The organism is Burkholderia sp. KL41, assembly GCF_057005415.2.
In genome coordinates, this window is the sequence record NZ_CM189268.1 from 196,389 (window position 1) to 213,626 (window position 17,238).

Annotated in this window: 10 protein-coding genes; 2 read left to right on the forward strand and 8 right to left on the reverse strand. The window is 58.1% G+C overall.

Annotated elements, in window-relative coordinates:
* Positions 1-380: 380 nt before the first annotated feature.
* Positions 381-890, reverse strand: coding sequence for a GNAT family N-acetyltransferase (locus tag PQB87_RS34965; RefSeq protein WP_489244880.1), 510 nt, complete (start codon positions 888-890; stop codon positions 381-383).
* 1,211 nt (positions 891-2,101) lie between these two features.
* Here PQB87_RS34965 and PQB87_RS34970 point away from each other — a divergent pair.
* Positions 2,102-3,268, forward strand: a complete 1,167-nt coding sequence (locus PQB87_RS34970; RefSeq protein WP_059683025.1) for a porin — start codon at positions 2,102-2,104, stop codon at positions 3,266-3,268.
* 661 nt (positions 3,269-3,929) lie between these two features.
* Positions 3,930-6,443, forward strand: coding sequence for an EAL domain-containing protein (locus PQB87_RS34975; RefSeq protein ID WP_489244882.1), 2,514 nt, complete (start codon positions 3,930-3,932; stop codon positions 6,441-6,443).
* Between the two features lie 20 nt (positions 6,444-6,463).
* On the opposite strand, the gene PQB87_RS34980 is transcribed toward PQB87_RS34975, so the two are convergent.
* The 7 genes from PQB87_RS34980 to PQB87_RS35010 all read right to left on the reverse strand — a co-directional run bounded on the left by PQB87_RS34980 (position 6,464) and on the right by PQB87_RS35010 (position 17,053).
* On the reverse strand, positions 6,464-7,597 hold the full coding sequence (locus tag PQB87_RS34980) for a YncE family protein (RefSeq protein ID WP_489244884.1): 1,134 nt from the start codon (positions 7,595-7,597) through the stop codon (positions 6,464-6,466).
* A 215-nt stretch (positions 7,598-7,812) separates the two neighbouring features.
* Positions 7,813-8,628 (reverse strand): hypothetical protein, encoded by an 816-nt coding sequence (locus tag PQB87_RS34985; protein ID WP_146756289.1) that lies wholly within the window; start codon positions 8,626-8,628, stop codon positions 7,813-7,815.
* A gap of 383 nt (positions 8,629-9,011) precedes the next feature.
* The gene (locus PQB87_RS34990) at positions 9,012-9,953 is read right to left on the reverse strand and encodes a hypothetical protein (protein WP_258403672.1); all 942 of its coding nucleotides are present in this window, start codon (positions 9,951-9,953) and stop codon (positions 9,012-9,014) included.
* 633 nt (positions 9,954-10,586) lie between these two features.
* Positions 10,587-13,880, reverse strand: coding sequence for a DEAD/DEAH box helicase (locus tag PQB87_RS34995; RefSeq protein WP_489244887.1), 3,294 nt, complete (start codon positions 13,878-13,880; stop codon positions 10,587-10,589).
* 540 nt (positions 13,881-14,420) lie between these two features.
* Positions 14,421-14,981, reverse strand: a complete 561-nt coding sequence (locus tag PQB87_RS35000; RefSeq protein WP_111939513.1) for an ATP phosphoribosyltransferase regulatory subunit — start codon at positions 14,979-14,981, stop codon at positions 14,421-14,423.
* Positions 14,982-15,443: 462 nt separating this feature from the next.
* Entirely contained in the window at positions 15,444-16,751 is a 1,308-nt protein-coding gene (locus PQB87_RS35005; RefSeq protein WP_489244889.1) for an MFS transporter, read from the reverse strand.
* Between the two features lie 8 nt (positions 16,752-16,759).
* Entirely contained in the window at positions 16,760-17,053 is a 294-nt protein-coding gene (locus tag PQB87_RS35010; protein WP_489245169.1) for a carboxymuconolactone decarboxylase family protein, read from the reverse strand.
* Positions 17,054-17,238 lie beyond the last annotated feature (185 nt).

Consider the following 17,238-nt stretch of genomic DNA (forward strand, 5'->3'; position numbering starts at 1 on the left):
TGTGCACAGAGAAGGTCGCTGCTTTGACAAATTTCCCATGTCCGTAGTCGCGAGCCGTCGATTCTGTCGGCCTTCCCAGTGCTTTGAGGTTTGCGTTTGCGGGTTAAAGGTGTCGGGCCCGGACGCAGCGATGTGATGGCTGCCTCGCACGCCCGGAATTAACGGAGCGTTGTCATGGCTTGACAAAATCATACCGTCACTTTTCGGGAGGATTGTTCAATGAGCAAAGCTTGCAAATAAAAAGTGCATCCTTGAATGCGAGGTAAGCGTTAGTAAATTCATTGCGTGCGGAATCAATATCAATCGACTGTGGAATTATTTGATATTTCGTCGTAAGCACGGATGTCACGTGATTGGCGGTTACGAAGTCACCAAGAGGTTCACATTGTCGCGCTGTGGCGATTGACTTCTTCCTTGTGGATTTCGAAGGTGCATCGATCACCTGTCGTGGCTATCAGGCGAAACCCGCATTTTTCGGCGACTCGAAGAGAGGCTCGATTCCGGATAGCGCATGACGCCGTCAAGCTCGTCATCCTGCCCGAGCCGAACGCGAGAACGAGCAGCGCACGAATCGCATGAGCTGCGTAGCCCTTTCCCCAAAAGTCAGGCAATAAAAACCAGCCACAATCAGCCGAAACCGAGTCGCGGATCGTGTAGCCGACACTCCCGATCATTCCTTTCACGTGCTGACATTCAACCGCGTAGAAGAAGCGTATCCGCTCCGCGGATCGTTGCTGTGCGATCGCGTCTGCCAACGCATGTTCACATTGCGCTCTCGTGCGCGGGAGCCACGACACATGGCGGGCCACTTGCGAGCTCATCTGCAATTCGCAAAATCGCTCGATGTCGGACGGTACGTGTTCACGGAGTCGAACGGGGCATGAATTCATTCAGGTACCGGAAGCTGCCAGGCGCATTTCTCGAAAGGAGTCACACGCGGTCACGGAATCATCAAGGCCCGGGCAGCGGATGCGGAAGCGACGGAAACCTCGATGGCAGCGAGCACTTCGAGAGAACGGCGTGCAGCGTCTGTCTCAACGGGGTGGTGCCCTGCGATGCGAGCCAGGATACCTCGCTTCCCGCTGCCATTTTGGCCCCGGCCCGACATTGGATAGGGAGCGTCTGCCGTCAGCGCGTAAGCGCTCCCGTTCGACACCGGGTTTTCGTCCGATCGTGGATCAGCGTCACGGCGCGGATCTTGCTGACGCGGTGTCCTCGGGCCAGTTCCTATAAGGGTAAGTCCGGCATGGCGCAACGTTATCAAACCAGATTAACTTATATCAAACAATTTTTGACGCAAAATTATGTTCCTGATATGGTCTTTCGCACTCGCTAAGCGCGATCCGGCCACGTTGGTGCCCGGCGATTAGGTTCGCGTACTTCGCCAGCGGTTGAACCGGACGCTCAAGCAGCCTGCAATGGCGGCCGGTACTTCCAGACGGTCTTTTGTAGCAGGTGGAGCGTGATCCGGTTTCGTCATCGCCGACCTTGCTCGCGGGCATTGCACGGGCGCTGGACGTGACGACGTCGGACTGCTCCGAAATGCCATCGGGGAACGTTCGGCCGGGCGCGGTGATCCGCTCGAGTTATCCGGCTTCGCGGATTCGGCACATCGGTTCGCCGGATCATGAATGCGGCGGGAGGATGTCAGTTCGAATGAATCCTCTAGTGCGCGCTCGTGGCCAAGGCGCGCCCGGAAATCACCGCGCAGGGGGCAAGTTTCTTCGCGTGATCGACGGTGAAGTTTCGCCGGAGCTGGAAGGCAAGGTATCGATGCAGCAAACAGGCGACCCGGCACATTCTCGATTCACGGTGCCATATGGCCGGAGCGACAACGGAAGCAAGGAAGCGGCTTTGATCCAGGTAGGGGCGCCGCGATTGGTCTAATCGAAAGAGTGCCGGACAGGTCGAGATGCGTGGTACCTCTCCGCATGCAATTTTGAGGATGACGAAATGATTGATTTGATTATGCCGATTTGGCGAATATGACGTTGGCCGTTGCGGCCGAGACGACGCGCAGGCCGTGCGCCGTCGTCTGCATTCGAATACGACACAACCCGTTTCAAACAATCCCAAAACCACTCCTGACTGTGAAATACAGATGAAAAACAAAAACATCAACGTCAGCGTTATCGCTGTTGCCGCATTCGCCGCATCTTCGGCAGCAATGGCGCAGTCGTCGGTCACCCTGTACGGCATGCTCGATTCGGGTATCGGCTACACCTCGAACATCAATGGCCACAAGCGGTTCGGCCTCGACGGGGGCGCCGTAGGTTCGAACAAGTGGGGCCTCAAGGGGGACGAAGACCTCGGCGGCGGCCTCAAGGCGGTATTCAAGATCGAAAACGGTTTCAACATCGGTACAGGCGGCATAAACGGCCAGGGGCCGATTGGTGCCACGCGTTCGTTGTTCAACCGCCAGGCCTACGTCGGCATTGCTTCCGATCGGTACGGCACCCTGCGCATGGGGCGCCAGCTCGACGCCGTGACGGAAATGGTGCAGGGCCTGACGGGCGACGCCATTTCAGCATCGACATTCTCGACGCCGGGCGACGTCGACAACAACGACAACACGACGAACCAGAACAGCGCCGTGAAGTACATTTCGCCGGTCATCAACGGCTTCCAGGCTGAAGGTGCGTACTCGTTCGGCGGTGTTGCCGGTGCGATGGGTTCGGGGCAATCGTGGTCGGTGGCGGCGAACTACGCTCAAGGCGGCCTGACCGTCGCCGGCGGTTACTTCCGCGCGGCAAACCAGGGTGAGAACGGGTGGCAGAACGCAACGGCACAACCGGGTTTCGGTACCGCGCTGGGCTATCCGAGCTCGGGTTATAACGGTGGCAATGCGTTCAAGAGCGCGGGCATCGCCCAGGTCGCAACTCAATACCAGATCGGTCCGTACACGGCGGGCTTGCGATACTCGAACGCGCAGTACCAAGGCAACAACGGCCAGCCGTCGATCCACTTCAACGTGCTGGGTGCGCTCCTGCAGTACCAGGTCACCCCGGCATTGTCGCTGGCCACCGGGTACACGTATGTCTACGGTTCGGCAGCCACGCCCAGCCAGGCTGCCGAAGGCCGCACGATGGCTTCGATCAACCAGGCGTCGCTCGGTGCCATGTACGCGCTGTCGAAGCGCACGTCGGTTTACGCCGTGGGCGCCTACGTCCATGCCCAGGGCGCTCAGGCTTCGGCTGCCGACTTTGGCAACACCTCATCGGGCGGTAACCAGGTTCAGGTCAACATCGGCATGCACCATAGCTTCTGATCTTCAAATCGCAGGCCCGGAAGCCCGGAGTAGTGGGTGCAATACTCCGGGCTGGCAGCATTCTGGTGGTTCCACATGGACCATGAGCGCTCGGATCGTCAACGATTCGAGCGCTCGTGTCAGACGGCCGCAAGCGGCCGGGGCGCAGCTGGCCGCCCGATCTCGAGCCTCGTTCGACGAATCGCCCGGACTTCACCGCAGCCGTGGACGGCTTCCATTCCTCCATGAGCGCCGCCGCCGGTCCATGCGACGCCTTGTCACCCGCGTGTAACAAAAGTCCTGCTGAAGCCGGGGGTGTCTCGGCCGCATTGACGGTTCACCCGTCCCGCAGCCGCTCGACTTGCCGGCGCGCAGCACGAATGTCGTCGCGGCACTCAACTCTTCCACGAATCTGTCGTTAACTCAGGGCGGCTGCCTCCGAGTGGGCGGCGCTCCGGCGTCTGAACCCGCTGGACAAGGGATCGTCAAATGCGACGTCGCGGCCCATGGCCACGCTCGCCGCCGCGACGCCTCACGCGATGGGTCAATGCCCCGTCTGCGAGTTCGATGAGTACGCAACCATTCGAGGCAAGCGGGATCGCACCGTGCCTGTCGCCGCGGGCGAGCCTGAAGGTTGCCGGATCGAAGCGCGCCGGCGAGGGCTTTTCGTCTTGGTTAGAGAATGTATCCGAGCAGCTACGATGTTCCGATTGCGCGCCTCGTCGCGCGTCAGATTCTGTCCTGCACGCCCGCCACGCCGGTGCGGGAGGTCGCGCGACGCATGTTCATCGAGCGTTGCAGCTCGATCGTCGTGATGGAGGATGAACAGGTCGTCGGGATCTGGACCGAGCGCGATGCACTGTCGGCCGGCGACGATCCGCACGGGCTCGATCGGCCGGTCAGCGAGGTAATGAGCCATCCGGTGCTGACGCTCGAGGCCAACACGCCGCTGGGTGAGGCCGCGATGAAGTTCAAGCAGTCGGGCGTCCGGCACTTCGTGGTGGTCCGCGATAACGTCGCGATCGGCGTGCTGACGCAGACCGACGTCGTCGTGAACCAGGGGCCGGAGTTCTTTCTGCACCTGAAGCCGATCGAATCGATCCGCATTCATCCGCCCGTCGTGGTGTCCGAGCAGGTCGCGCTGCACGACGTTGTCACGCGGATGCGCACGCAACGACTCGATGCGATCCTGGTCGGCTACGACGACGGTGAGCACGGCATCCTGACCGAGCGGGACATCGTTCGGCTCCTGGCGGAAGGCGCGTCCCAGGGCGCGGTCGGGGCCTACGCGAGCAAGCCGCTGCAGATGCTGAGCGCGAAGCAGAGTTTGTATACAGCACAGCGCTTCATGACCGAGCACAATATGCGGCACGTCGGCATTCGGGACGAGGCGGGCAGACTGACCGGGCTGCTCTGTTTCGCGGACGTGCTGCAGAGCATCGAGCATGAATACGCGAACGAGTTGCGCAGCGCCGTGCGCGAGCGCGACGAAGCGCTGGGTCTCGCGCGCTTCAACCTGCGCATGGCGGATCGGGTGTTCGAATCGGCGCTCGAAGGCATCATGGTCACCGATCGGCACGCGAGGATCGAGCGCGTCAACCAGGCCTTCACGCGCCTGACCGGGTACACCGCGGACGAAGTGATCGGGCGCAACCCGGGCCTGCTGAGTTCCGGGCGCCAGACGCCGGATTTCTACAAGCAGTTGTGGCATTCGCTGACGACCGACGGCCACTGGCAAGGCGAAATCTGGAATCGCCGCAAGACCGGCGAGCTGTTTCTGGAATACCTGACGATCACCAGCATTCGCGACAACGAAGACGAGATCTCGCACTATGCGGCGATCTTCTCCGACATCACGCAGCGGCGTCAGGCGGAGGAGCGGCTGGGCTATCTCGCCACGCACGACGTGCTCACCGATCTCGCGAACCGGGCGCTGTTCGAGGAGCGGCTCGCGCATGCGATCGCTCACGCGAAGCGGGTCGGTCGCAAGGTCGCGGTGATGTACCTCGATCTCGACCGCTTCAAGCTGGTCAACGACACGCTCGGCCACAACGCCGGCGACGAGGTGCTCAAGCAGGTCGCGGAGCGCATCGTCACGTCGGTGCGCGCGAACGACACGGTGGCGCGCATGGGCGGCGACGAATTCGCGCTCGTGCTCGAGGAATTCGACGATGTCCGCGACGTCGGGCGCGTTGCACGCAAGCTGCTGGACGAAGTGGCGCGGGCGATCGATGTCGGCGGTCGCGAGATCTTCGTGACGCCGAGCATCGGCATCAGCATCTATCCGGACGACGGCACCGAGGCGGAGCACCTGATCCTGCTCGCGGATCAGGCGATGTACGGCGCGAAGAGCCGCGGCAGGAACGTGTTCCAGTTCTTCGAGAGCAAGATGACGTCGTCGGCGATGGAGCAGCTGGAGACGCTCGGCGAGCTTCACCGCGCGCTCGAGCAGAACGAATTCCGGCTGTTCTACCAGCCGCAATACGATCTGGCCAGCGGCCGGATCGTCGGCGTGGAGGCGCTGCTGCGCTGGCTGCATCCACGCAAGGGCCTGGTGCCGCCGGGCGACTTCATCGGGCTGGCGGAGCGGTCGGCGCTGATCGTCCCGATCGGCCGGTGGGTGCTGCGCGAAGCCTGCCGGCAGGCGCGCCGCTGGCTCGACGAGGGTTTCGAGTTCGGGCGGGTGTCGGTGAACGTGTCGGCACGGCAGTGCTTTACCGACCATTTCCTCAGCGACCTGACGACCATCCTCAGCGAAACCGCGCTGCCGGCCGAATGCCTGCAGCTCGAGTTGCTTGAAAGCATGGCGATGAACACCCGCGAGGAAATCGGCATCCTGCTGCGCGAACTGGCGACACGGGGGATCAGCCTGGCGATCGACGATTTCGGTACGGGCTATTCGTCGCTGGTGTACCTGAAGGATCTGCCCGTCGATACGCTGAAGATCGATCGGTCGTTCCTGACGGACTGCGGTTCGGGCAGCACGGATGATGCAATCGTGCGCGCGATCGTTGCGATGGGGCGCGCGCTGGGGCTCGATGTCGTGATGGAGGGCGTCGAGACGGAGAAACAGCTGGCGTTCCTGCAGGAAATCGGCTGCCACCAGGTGCAGGGGTTTCTGTTCGCGCGGCCGCAGCCTGCTGAACAGCTGGCCGCGATCTCGTTGCGTCGCGGTGTTGAGTTGCTGACCGAGTGAGGCGGTGGGGTGTCAATATGTCAGCCGCCGAGGTTCCCCGCGATCGCGCTGCTGCCGTTTTTGAACGACAGCATGTCCGTCACCTTGCCGGTATAAAAATCGACGATTTCACCGCCACGCGTCAGCAGCCGGTCGCCGAACCAATCTGCTGCCAGTCGCGCGGGCGGCCCACGGTGACGTTGAATGGCATGTTCGACCGCACCGGTATGTGCGTCGATCACCAGATCCTCGCCCCAATTGCAGCGTGCCGTTTCCGGCAAGGGTACGCACAAATGGCTGCCACTCTCGTTGAACAGGATGTTGGCCGAGCGAACCTCTCCAAATTCGCCAATATCGCGCGACCATGCCACCGAGCCGTTCCGGTCACAGCACAGCAATTGATTGGTATCGCTCGCGACGAACATGACTGACCCATCGCGCGCAAAGCGCAGGCGCTTGACCTTGCCGCCCGCCGGGAGATTGACCGTGTTGATCTCGCCGCTGCGGCAATTCACGGTCAGCACCGAGTTCCTGGTTCGTTCGTCTGGAGCCCAAAGGAGTCCGTCGACCGGATCCACGTCGCCGAAACGTGCATCGAAATCACGCGCGACAGGATCGCCAAGCTCGCCGGTGTCCAGATCGATCACCACCGGACGGCCTTTGTCATTGCTCTTGAAGGCGCTTACCAGCGCATAGCGCCCGGAAGTATCCAGGCGCGTCCAGAACGACAGAAACCTGTCGGTCTGATGCAGGACGGCGCCATCGGCAACCACGGTCAAGCGGCTGCGGTTGGTATTGCGTGCGATTATCCACGACGCCGATGCCAATGCAAGACGACGGCCGTCGCGTGATACATCACACACCGTATCGTCCGTCTGCGCGCCGGCGACCGATGTAATCGTTTTCGAATCACGGTCGTATTGCACTAACGCCGGCTCGGGAAGGAAAGCGTCAGTTTGGTCGAAGAACACGAGACCGCGGGGTACATCGATGTACACAAAGAACTCCGGCAAGAAATGCGCAAAAGACGTGTCGATCGCGATTGTTTGGTTAACCACCGACGCCTTGCGTCGGCGGATCATGTCCTGATTATCAACAGACTGGCACGTGGCGTCGAGCGATTGGTTCTGGGCAGCTGGTCGGAGCTGGTTGACCGTGGTCGACGGTGGATTCAACCGGTCGATGCAACACCTCCACTGCTTACGCAGCGCCTATTGTGTTGCATCGACCGGTTGAATTCGCCGCCGACCTCGGAAGTTCGGCGCTAGGTACCGCCCATGCGCATCTGCGTCAGCCGCCAACCTCCGTAGCCGGCTCATAACGGTCAAATGAAACCGGTGATAGCAGTCAGTCGTCCACCTGTTCGGCCCGGGTAGGCGACGCTATCTTATTAACTCGTTACCGATTCTTTTTCGCGAAATTTTCCGTGGATTTTCCAAGTGGTAGCGCAATGATCCTCAAACGACCCGCCGAGGTCCAAACCCGACTTGCCGGCAGTCAGCTTCAGTCCTGCATTGATCCCGAAGTCGTCTTCGTAGTTCACGGTTAGTGAAAATTCAGTCAATCCGAATTTGATTCTGCCTTTCGCAATTGATTGCCACGTGGGCTCGTGAGGGTACCATACGAGCGGTTCAGGTAGAGAGGGTTGAGTGGTTCCACAGAGGTGAGCTTCATACAAAAGTGCGGACACGCCCGACTGCTTGCTGGAAATTTCGGTGCCAGCATTAGCGTCCGACATTGGAGCAGAGAGGGTGGCTGCGAATTCTCGCGACCAGCCTCTTACATGCTCCACCTTAATTTCACTTGCTCCCAAAGACATTAGTAGATCAATCGCTTCCGAGAATTTGTGCTCAAAAGCAAGGCGATGAAACGAGGCAACGGTGAAATAAATCCCATTTACCGCCGGGTGGGCCACATACAGTACGCCGTCGCGTGGGTGGCCCGGAGGGAAGGTCAGTGAGTTAGCTTGCGTCCGGCTTATCTGGGTGATGTCGAGCCCGCTCTGGCGCGCTTTGCTCCATGCGATCAAAGCTTCCGCACCAGCAACCAAGACGCCTGCTAGATTTGCGCCGTAGAGCGCCCTCAGCGCGTTTTCGCCAATCTTTGCAAAGTCAATTCCCTTCTTGGGTTGGAGAGCAGCGGCTTCTGCTTCCTCAGCTGCCTTTACCACCTCGTCCGGTGCAACAACGATCAATTGATTATTCATTAGTGGAGACCGAATCAGAACAAGATTTCGATTTTCTTTCTGAAGCACACTTCAGCGCATTCCTAAAATCCGAGAAAGATCAAAGAAGTCGACGTCGCGAGCATCCGCAAGATCGATTGTGGCCGATATGAGACGCCATGTCGAACGGCTGCGAGTGGCCGAACGCAGCCGGCCGCCGCCCTGTGACGCGCGACCGGCGCAGATAGACCCTAAACGGTCAGCCAAGCTGGCGCGACCTCAACGACCACTTCTGAAGTCAAACGAACATCCGTCTAGTCCGAGGTTCAGCGACTTCTCGGTTTTAGCGGACGGTCGCAGGCCGGTTTCCAACAAGCAGCTGTTTACCGGCACTGAAACCTTCATCTCTCAACGGTCGAAATTGGCTATCCGTTGCGCCCCCGCAGAATGATTTCAGAACGGAACACATCGCCGATTTTCATTGTCGCAGCCATTCCATCCGACTCGATAATGCTTCTCCCCATCAGCTTGGTCCACGGCGCGCGATCCCTGTCCGCTAAATCTTCAACCGTTGGTCGCTCCTGGAGCTCGGCCAAAGCGTCACGATTTACCCCCTGCCTGATGACTACCTGCTTCACAGGCTCCTCATCTACCCAAACCTCTCGCGGTAATTCAATGACAGTTTCCCGCCCGCGGAATCGCCCATCAAACACCCTTGGATGATCGACCTCATCGCGAAGCTCATCTCGCGATCTTTGATCGCGTGCCTTCATTTCTTCCTGTCGTACGCTTTCCGCTTTAGCCGATCTTGCACGCATTGCATCCGGTCGACGACCAAACGGTGAAGCCACCGCCTCTGCAGTCACCTCAAAGCCAGCCATACGAAGCGCTTTGGACATTACACCCCGATTTGCGGCGTCGTCAGCAAAGATAAGTTGGTTTGCTGCAATTTCGAATGGATCTTCTGGCTCCGGATCTACAATCCGGAGGACGCCCTCCCTTCCACCCTCGACATCAATGTCAAGACCACAGACAAGTCGCTGGCCGGTGTGTCCAGCGGGAAACTGAATTGACCGCTTCTGAGCAACGCCACCCTTTAGGACTGGCCCTTTGGACCCAAGCTGTTTAATGCTGTACTCTGGACCCGACTGGGTACCTTTACATTCAATGACATGCCATCTACCGGCTACATCTCGGGCAACGAAATCGGGGGTCTTATTCGGTCCTCGCTTTGCGGTTCGCTTCTGAGTCGCGCCGACCGATGCTGCAATTTTCTGCATGAAATACCTACCGTCGACGACTTCTGTCAGCGATAGCTTGTCGAACAGCCAGAGGATCGGCACCCCCATACCGAAGTCGTCGCTCAAGATAGTCCGCTGATGTGCGTCGAGCTCCGCGAAGCTGCGGGTGAGACTAACGTGCGGCTCGTTCGATATTGCGGCCAGATATCGTACCCACGCCCAAAACTCGCTCAGGGAAACGCCCGTCGACGAAGTCGGGGTCGTCAGATACCCGATTACCATCAGCATCGCAGGAATGTTTAGGTCATAGGAACTCGTCCCGTTTGTGAAACTTCTCGGAAATAGCGGCCGAATTCCCGGTCCTGGCCACGTCGATCGATCAATTTTTACGATAAGTTTTCTATCCATTTTCGAATGTCTATTTTTTCACGATCGGCGAAGTTATGATTGAAATCAATTCATTATATAGATCCAGATCATGAGGGTCAGCCAGATTGTTTAACTGGACCGCTTATCTGAAGAACACTGCCAAAGGACTGAGTGCCGGCAGATGATGCCTGAACCCGTGAAGCTACGTCATGTCGCTTCGCATCCAAATCGGACTCAGGCTGGGATTTCACAAGCGCCCCTCTTTGATGCAACTCTACAGTTTGGGCGAAAGCGTGGATTTTTTGTTGGTACGGCTCGCCGAGTACCGCCAAAAAATTCTGCATAATCAGAAATCCCGTCATCTTCAGGCAACTCATGCCGGGCCTTGCCTCAGCTTCCGATAAACTCAAAAGCGCAGTCGTATGTCTCACGCAAATAAAGTTCGGTTACCCCAAGCAGCTCAAGCTGTGCGGGACTCACGTCTGCATTCAAAACGCCCGGCTGCACGACGTAAATTTTGAGTGATAACCGGCTAGATTGAAGTGACCGCGCAACGGTCGAGAGCACCCTCAAGTCCCCTCGTTCGAATCGTGTGCGTCCGCTGCGTTGCCGACCAACCTCTCGGTGCTGCAGATGCCTAAACAGTCGCACGGACTCGCCCTTCCAATAGACGCTTCGCTGCGCCTGGCCACAAACCACGTAAAGGTCATCAATGCGCGCCCCAGCTCTATCACCTCCCGAGTACTTGCAATGGTAGAAGGAAACCGCGACCTGTCCAGGGAGAACTTTCATTGCGACTACATCAGCCATCTCGCCAGAGCCATCATCATCAAAGATGATGTCCATTTGGTCCTCACCTTGGTACGCAAGAAGACTTTCGATAACTCTTCGTTGAATCGAGTCTGCATCTTTGTTTGCGCCCTGCGATTCTTTCCGGATGTTCACGCCGGCCCAATCCCAAGCGACCAGACGTTCGCGTTCGAATGCGACCCGACGCTCAGTCGCGGGAAGTCTGAAAAGCTCATTGTGAACGAGCGTTGAACCATCAGCGAAGTACAAACTAGGCGGCTCAGCGCGGAACCACTCCTCCAACGGTACACGCTTACGCCCCGATACAATATGCGCTGCGATACCCTCAACGAGTACATAAGATACATCCTCCGCACGGAAGCGCACCTCGTACACGGAATCACCGTTTGGCGTTCTGAGCCTCAAGCGCAATGCACCTTCCGCGGCGGTCAAATCCGGCTGAAGGTCTACGTCATAGAGAGCGCTCAGCGTTCCGTCGATTTCGACGTCGACCGCGTCCTCCCGCCGGTGCAACATCTCTTCACTCCAGTCGACAGCAATCAGGACGGCCGCCGGCCGCGCCGATATGACCTCCGGAATGACGACATTCCTGAAAATATCTTCCGTTGAAATATCGGGATTGTTTAGCTTTGAGCCGACCTCATGACACCACTTCACCCATTTTGCAAGGTCGTAGGCAATTCGATGTGACCAAAGACGCCCCTTCTGAGAACAGCCTACCGTAACTCGCTCACCGCCTTCGTAGCCTCGACCGAACAAGTTAGACTTTGACCGATTCTGGCGCAGGGCCAGCGTGAGTGCATTCCCAACGTCAGCGCCGCTGTACATCGAAAATTGGACCGTCTTGCTTATCAGATGGCGTAGACCGAGGTTCATGATGAGAAATCTCGTGACGCCGTGCAACGACTTAAAGATTTGTTCGCCTTTGATTAGAGTCGTATCGGGACCACAGACAGCTCGAGCGAGTTCCTCGTGCACCGAAGAGTTGTCAGAGCTGTTGATGAACAGAAGTCTTTGTTCTTCGCTCCAGTGCAATACGAATACGTTCCACGTCGTGTTCTTCAAATCGCGTACGTCGCCCCACGGAACCTGTTCTTGATCCTTGGTGACAAATACGCTGACATGTTCTGCCGGATTATAGAAGGGTCCCGCATACATGCGCGCTGCCTTTATTGTGCGTTGAATACGTTCTGGGTCCCACGACGTACCGGTCCGATAGACTACGGCGCTCATCTTCGGCGCAATGTTCTGCAACGCAATTTGTGGCGCAGATTCTCGAAATCCTTCAAGAAACTCGGAACGCCGAATTTCGTCTTCCGTGGCCCCCTCGCTCAGTACTCTCAGCAGTTCGTTCCATTCCGCGTCTTCTGCATATAGTGCGCGCAAGCGCTCGCCGACCTCTACATCGGCGATGTTGGCAACAACTGTAGCGTCGCCGATGTCGTCGCCCGACGTCCGTGTAAACCGTCCGGTAAACTGCAGCGTGATTGCGAGACTTTTGTGCATATCGTGAAGCGCGGCAACCTTGAGCTGTGGCATATCGAAACCTTCACCCAGCATATCGACGCAGACAATCACCCTAGAGACCCGTGTGCGGAGGGCCTGCAGATTGGCCTGCCTAGTGACCGTGGTTTGACGGCTGTGAACAATCAGCGGGCACAGGTCAGCCGCGTGCGCACTATAAATTTGATGTATCGCCTCAGCTCGCGAAATTGAATGGACCCGGGCCATGAGGACATGGTCGCGCTTTGCAGCCAAATCTGCCCTGAGCACAGAAACCGCCTGCTCCATGATGCGATCGTCTGCGCGCTCATTGTTGTACTCAACAATAGGCCGAAAGCTCACCGGCTTGAAGTAACCCTCAGCTTGAGCACGTCGAAGTGGATAATTGAAAATTACCTTTCCATCAACCAACTTTCCGTCCGTGCGGAATGGCGTTGCCGTGAATTGGAGGACGGGTTTCTCGCCAAATCGGTCGCGAAATGCGGTCCAAGTTGCCGCAGAGACGTGATGCGCTTCATCAATGAACAGGTGCGTTGCCCAACTTGCGAGGACTTCCCGATGCGACGCTCGGCTGTTCGCCGCAATACTCATGGTTGCCACTACGACGTTGCAGCATTCAAGGATGCGCTGAAGGGCTTCTGCATCTCTCGGCATGGCCTTGAGGATACCCACCACGGGCAACTGAGCCTTGGAACCCACAACCCCAAATTTTTTTAGCCATCCGAGTGTGACGAACTTGGAGCCAATCTGTTCCCGAAGGGCATCGCTGGGAACAAGAACCAACAACCGCGGAATACGTTGAGCGACAAGCAATGCAAGCATTGTCTCCGTTTTTCCGGTGCCGGTTGGCATCACTACGGTTGCCGGTTTCGAGGAAGCGCGCCAATGACCTAACACCGCATGCAGTGCGCCAATCTGTGGCGCACGCAATCCGGGACGAATCGTTCCATCTTCCTCTATGCGTTCTTCACGATATAGAAATGCGTCCTCCCAACTTTCGACAATCGACGCGGTCCGCAATGTGCTTTCGTCAATTGGCTCGGTGCCAACATTCAATGCCTTTGGAAACGTCCAGCGCGTAGACCGAGTCGAAAGGTCCCAGTTTGAGCCCTCAGAAGGAATCTCAGACGAATCTGACAGAACCAGAAGGCGGTCCATACCTTCTGGAACGGGAATCGACCTTGTCGCGACCGCGATTTTCTCGGCGTCGAATCCTTCCAAAACCAAGTAGCTGCGAGCGCGGCCTAGTGGCTCGCTCACCAATACTTCACGCGTCTGCGCATCCCTCTCCAGTTGAAGCACTCTATTGCCTTCAACCAATCCGTGAACGGCGTAAATCGCCGGGATAGTAACCGCCTTTCTGAACGCCACTTGCCACCCCGTTTAGTCTTCGTTTTAGTCTTCGACGCCGAATCAGTCGTCAGTCAGAAATCAACTGGCACAACCGATCACCTAAGATTTCTCTTCCACTGTTTCGCCGTGTTATTGTAGAAGAATTATTCGCGAAATTTTGTGATATCGATTAAATAAGCGCTTGCCGTACCTTCCATGCGGTGAAATGACGGTAGGAAAGTCCGTGCGTCTGGCGTTCGACACGGCGACAGCACCTTCTGCGTGCATCGACAGATAAAACGCATCTCGTATCCACCCCCAGCAAGTTGGCGGGGCTGGTTGCGTCGCGATCAGACGACCGCCTCCTGGTTGCCGCTGACGTTCGAATGTCCGGGTGGTGCTCTCGAGGAGCGTCGCCTCGTGACCGACTACCGCCCGACACAGTAGGCCGTAATTGACCCACAAGCGACAGTCGAAATCGCGGAACCCCGACGTTCGCACCATCGCCTTACTACGTATAACCGGCGATATGGCGCTTGCGACTGTCCCGACCCGCAAGCCGCGTCGGCAGGCACTTCACTACACAAGCCCTTGAGCGGTCATCGCCAACAACAGTCGTTCAGCGCCGATGCCGAAGCCGGCCCCCTCCCGATAGGCGCCGCCACCAACCACCTGCTGTTGTGCGCCGAGTTCGGTACAGCGCATTTCGAAGCCCCGACCGTTCAGGTAGTAGCTGAGGCCTCTGCGGGCCGAATCGTCGATTTCATAGCGAAGGCCGAGTGAATCGAAAAAACCGGTCGCCACCTCCTGGCTGCGTTTGACCGCGGATTCCGGGTTGGGGCACAGATACTCAAATCCTAGTTGGGTGAATTCGCGGTAGCGACCGGCTTGCGGTCGTTCATAGCGGTAGCATCGAGCGATATAAAACAGCATCCGCTCCCGTTGTCGGCCCAGCAACTCGCTGCATCGCTCCTGGAACAGTGCCGTTGCCTCGGGAATCAGGCAGCAAGCGCGTCCTTTCTTGTCGGGAAAGGCCCACATCTGGCCGATGATCTCGCTGCCCCCGGCCTTTTGAATGAATGTATCTTGCGACCACAACGCCGGGACAATCGCCTCCTCTGCCCCAACGTTAATGAAGATAGCTCCGGAATCGAGTTTCCAGAGCGCGAATTTGCGCGGCTTCCTTGCCGACGATGAAGCGTGTTCCGCGAATCATGGTCATGAGCGTTCTCCTCGGGGTAAAAAATAAAAAAGGCGCCGTAGGCGCCTTGGTCGTTTGTACAGGAAGGGGGAACTGCAATCCCGGATGTCCTGCTATGGACGTAACGAACCACGGCGCATCGAGTGACGGCCGTGATGATGACGAGATTGGTTCGGGACGTTACGGAGTTCCATGCCGGTCATGTTGGCACATTGATTTTGATTTGTGAACTGATTCGCCTGGCTGCGAGGCCGCGAAGTATGCGCGAACCCTGTCGGGAAACAGCTCTGGCGCATGCGTCGAGCGTTATTCGAGCCGATCGTCATACGCGGACTTCAGCCGGGATTCGAACCCCGTTGACAATGACGAAGCCACACCCGGCACTGGCAGGAATGGACAGGTCACGACGGCGATTGAAGATCGAACAGTTCGCGGTTGGTCTGGAGATAGTGGGGCGAGCCACCATCGTCGGAATTGAGCATGCGCCTCAACGGCCTGGAAAAGGCAATGCAAAGGAGCGCAAGTACGAAAAGTTCGCTGCCGTAGATGATGACAGCGTTTGGCGACAAGGCTTTCAGCGCCGCGCCCGACATCCAGATACCCAAAGGAGCAGCGGCCGTGCAAAGAAACATCAGGCTCGATTCCATGCCGGCACGATGCCCGGCTGGAATGGCCATTGCCCGTTTCGAATTGACGGTGACGTTGAACATCGTCAATCCGGTACCCAATGCGAAACCGAGCATGCACCAGACGGGGAGCGTGTGCGAGCAACCGAACGCGAAGATGGAGGCGCCGATCATTGCAATGCCGACGACCGAAATGGCGTGATCGGAAACAATGCGTCGTGCTTGCTGGATCAGCAAGGCCGAAGCCGCCAATACGCCCGCACCCAATGACAGTTCGATGCCGGCGACGTTCAGCATCGAGCCGCCCTCCGCGAGAACCTTGGCCGGCAACAGGAAGAAGACGAACGGGACGAACAGCATGTTGGCAAGCAGCGACGCTGTCGCGATCGCCCGCTCGGCTCGAATACCGAGCACCCGCTGCATCCCGCGGCGCAGATCCTGAAAAAACGACGGCGCTTCGCCGGAGTGCGCGTGCACCGATTGGCCCGCGCTGAACGATATGTGGAAGGCGAGCGCCGCTACGACGCCGAAACAACTGCTTGCGACACTCACCCATAGCGCGGACTCGCCGCCGAATGCCCCGATCATGAAACCTGCCAGCGTCGGGCCGAACAGGATATTCAGGATGAAACCCGATGCCTTCAGGCGCAGACCTCGACGAACCTCGTCGGCATCCGGCGAAATTTCAGGTATGAGCGGCGTGCTCAGCGGCATGAGGGCCGCCACGGCGACACTCGAAGTCACGCTTGCGACGACGATGACGACGATAAGCCAGTTCGTGTTGGTGCCGTGAAGCGCAAGTGCGACGACGACGACCGGTATCACCGACGCAAGGGCAAGCAGCGATGCGCCCAGCAAAACCGTACTTTTGCGGACCCGGTCGGCGACGATGCCGGTGAACGGAAGGATCAGCAGGGTCGTCGCCCACGTTGCGATCAGCGTCAGCGTGAGTGCCGACGGGTTCGCGAGACCCTTCAGCAAAAGCCAGGTGGCATAGAACTGCAGGATGCGAGACGAAACCGTCACGGCTGCGTCGGCGCACACATACGTCACGATCAGTTGCCACCGGGTCGAGGGCATCATGCTATTCGTTATTCTGAAACGTGTCGGCGACGGATTTGAAAATGGCTGCCGCATTGAACGCCCGCGCATTCCCGGCAAAACCTTGCAATGAATACCTCGCGGATCTGCTCGGCGCGATACGCCAATACGCCGAGATGCAAGGCAGCGCCAGGCTGGAAACGCAATTGATTCTCGCAGCCGCTCATGGCACTGCTTACTCCAAGCGTGACGAGGTGCCGCGTATTCAGATCGATGCCGGGCCGACGATACGCGTATCCGCAAATGTCCGGACTCTTTGCGAATCGCGCGAACTGCTGGGCTATATTTTCAGGTAAACAAAGTCTGGTAAAGAAAAAATATTAGAGCGCGTCACGCAGCGGTTCGCACATCTCCGGCAGCGTAAGGATCGTGACAGGGTGCGGAGTCGGGATTCTCGCCCACGTCATATCGATGACAGAAATCGTTGTTTGCGGGTACGTCGTGCGGCACGCTAGATTGGCCGAACCGG

What these genes read in the sequence shown, in the direction of transcription:
- PQB87_RS34965 (WP_489244880.1), bottom strand. Translation starts at nt 890, where the DNA reads ATGAATTCATGCCCCGTTCGACTCCGTGAACACGTACCGTCCGACATC.
- PQB87_RS34970 (WP_059683025.1), top strand. Translation starts at nt 2,102, where the DNA reads ATGAAAAACAAAAACATCAACGTCAGCGTTATCGCTGTTGCCGCATTC.
- PQB87_RS34975 (WP_489244882.1), top strand. Translation starts at nt 3,930, where the DNA reads ATGTATCCGAGCAGCTACGATGTTCCGATTGCGCGCCTCGTCGCGCGT.
- PQB87_RS34985 (WP_146756289.1), bottom strand. Translation starts at nt 8,628, where the DNA reads ATGAATAATCAATTGATCGTTGTTGCACCGGACGAGGTGGTAAAGGCA.
- PQB87_RS35005 (WP_489244889.1), bottom strand. Translation starts at nt 16,751, where the DNA reads ATGATGCCCTCGACCCGGTGGCAACTGATCGTGACGTATGTGTGCGCC.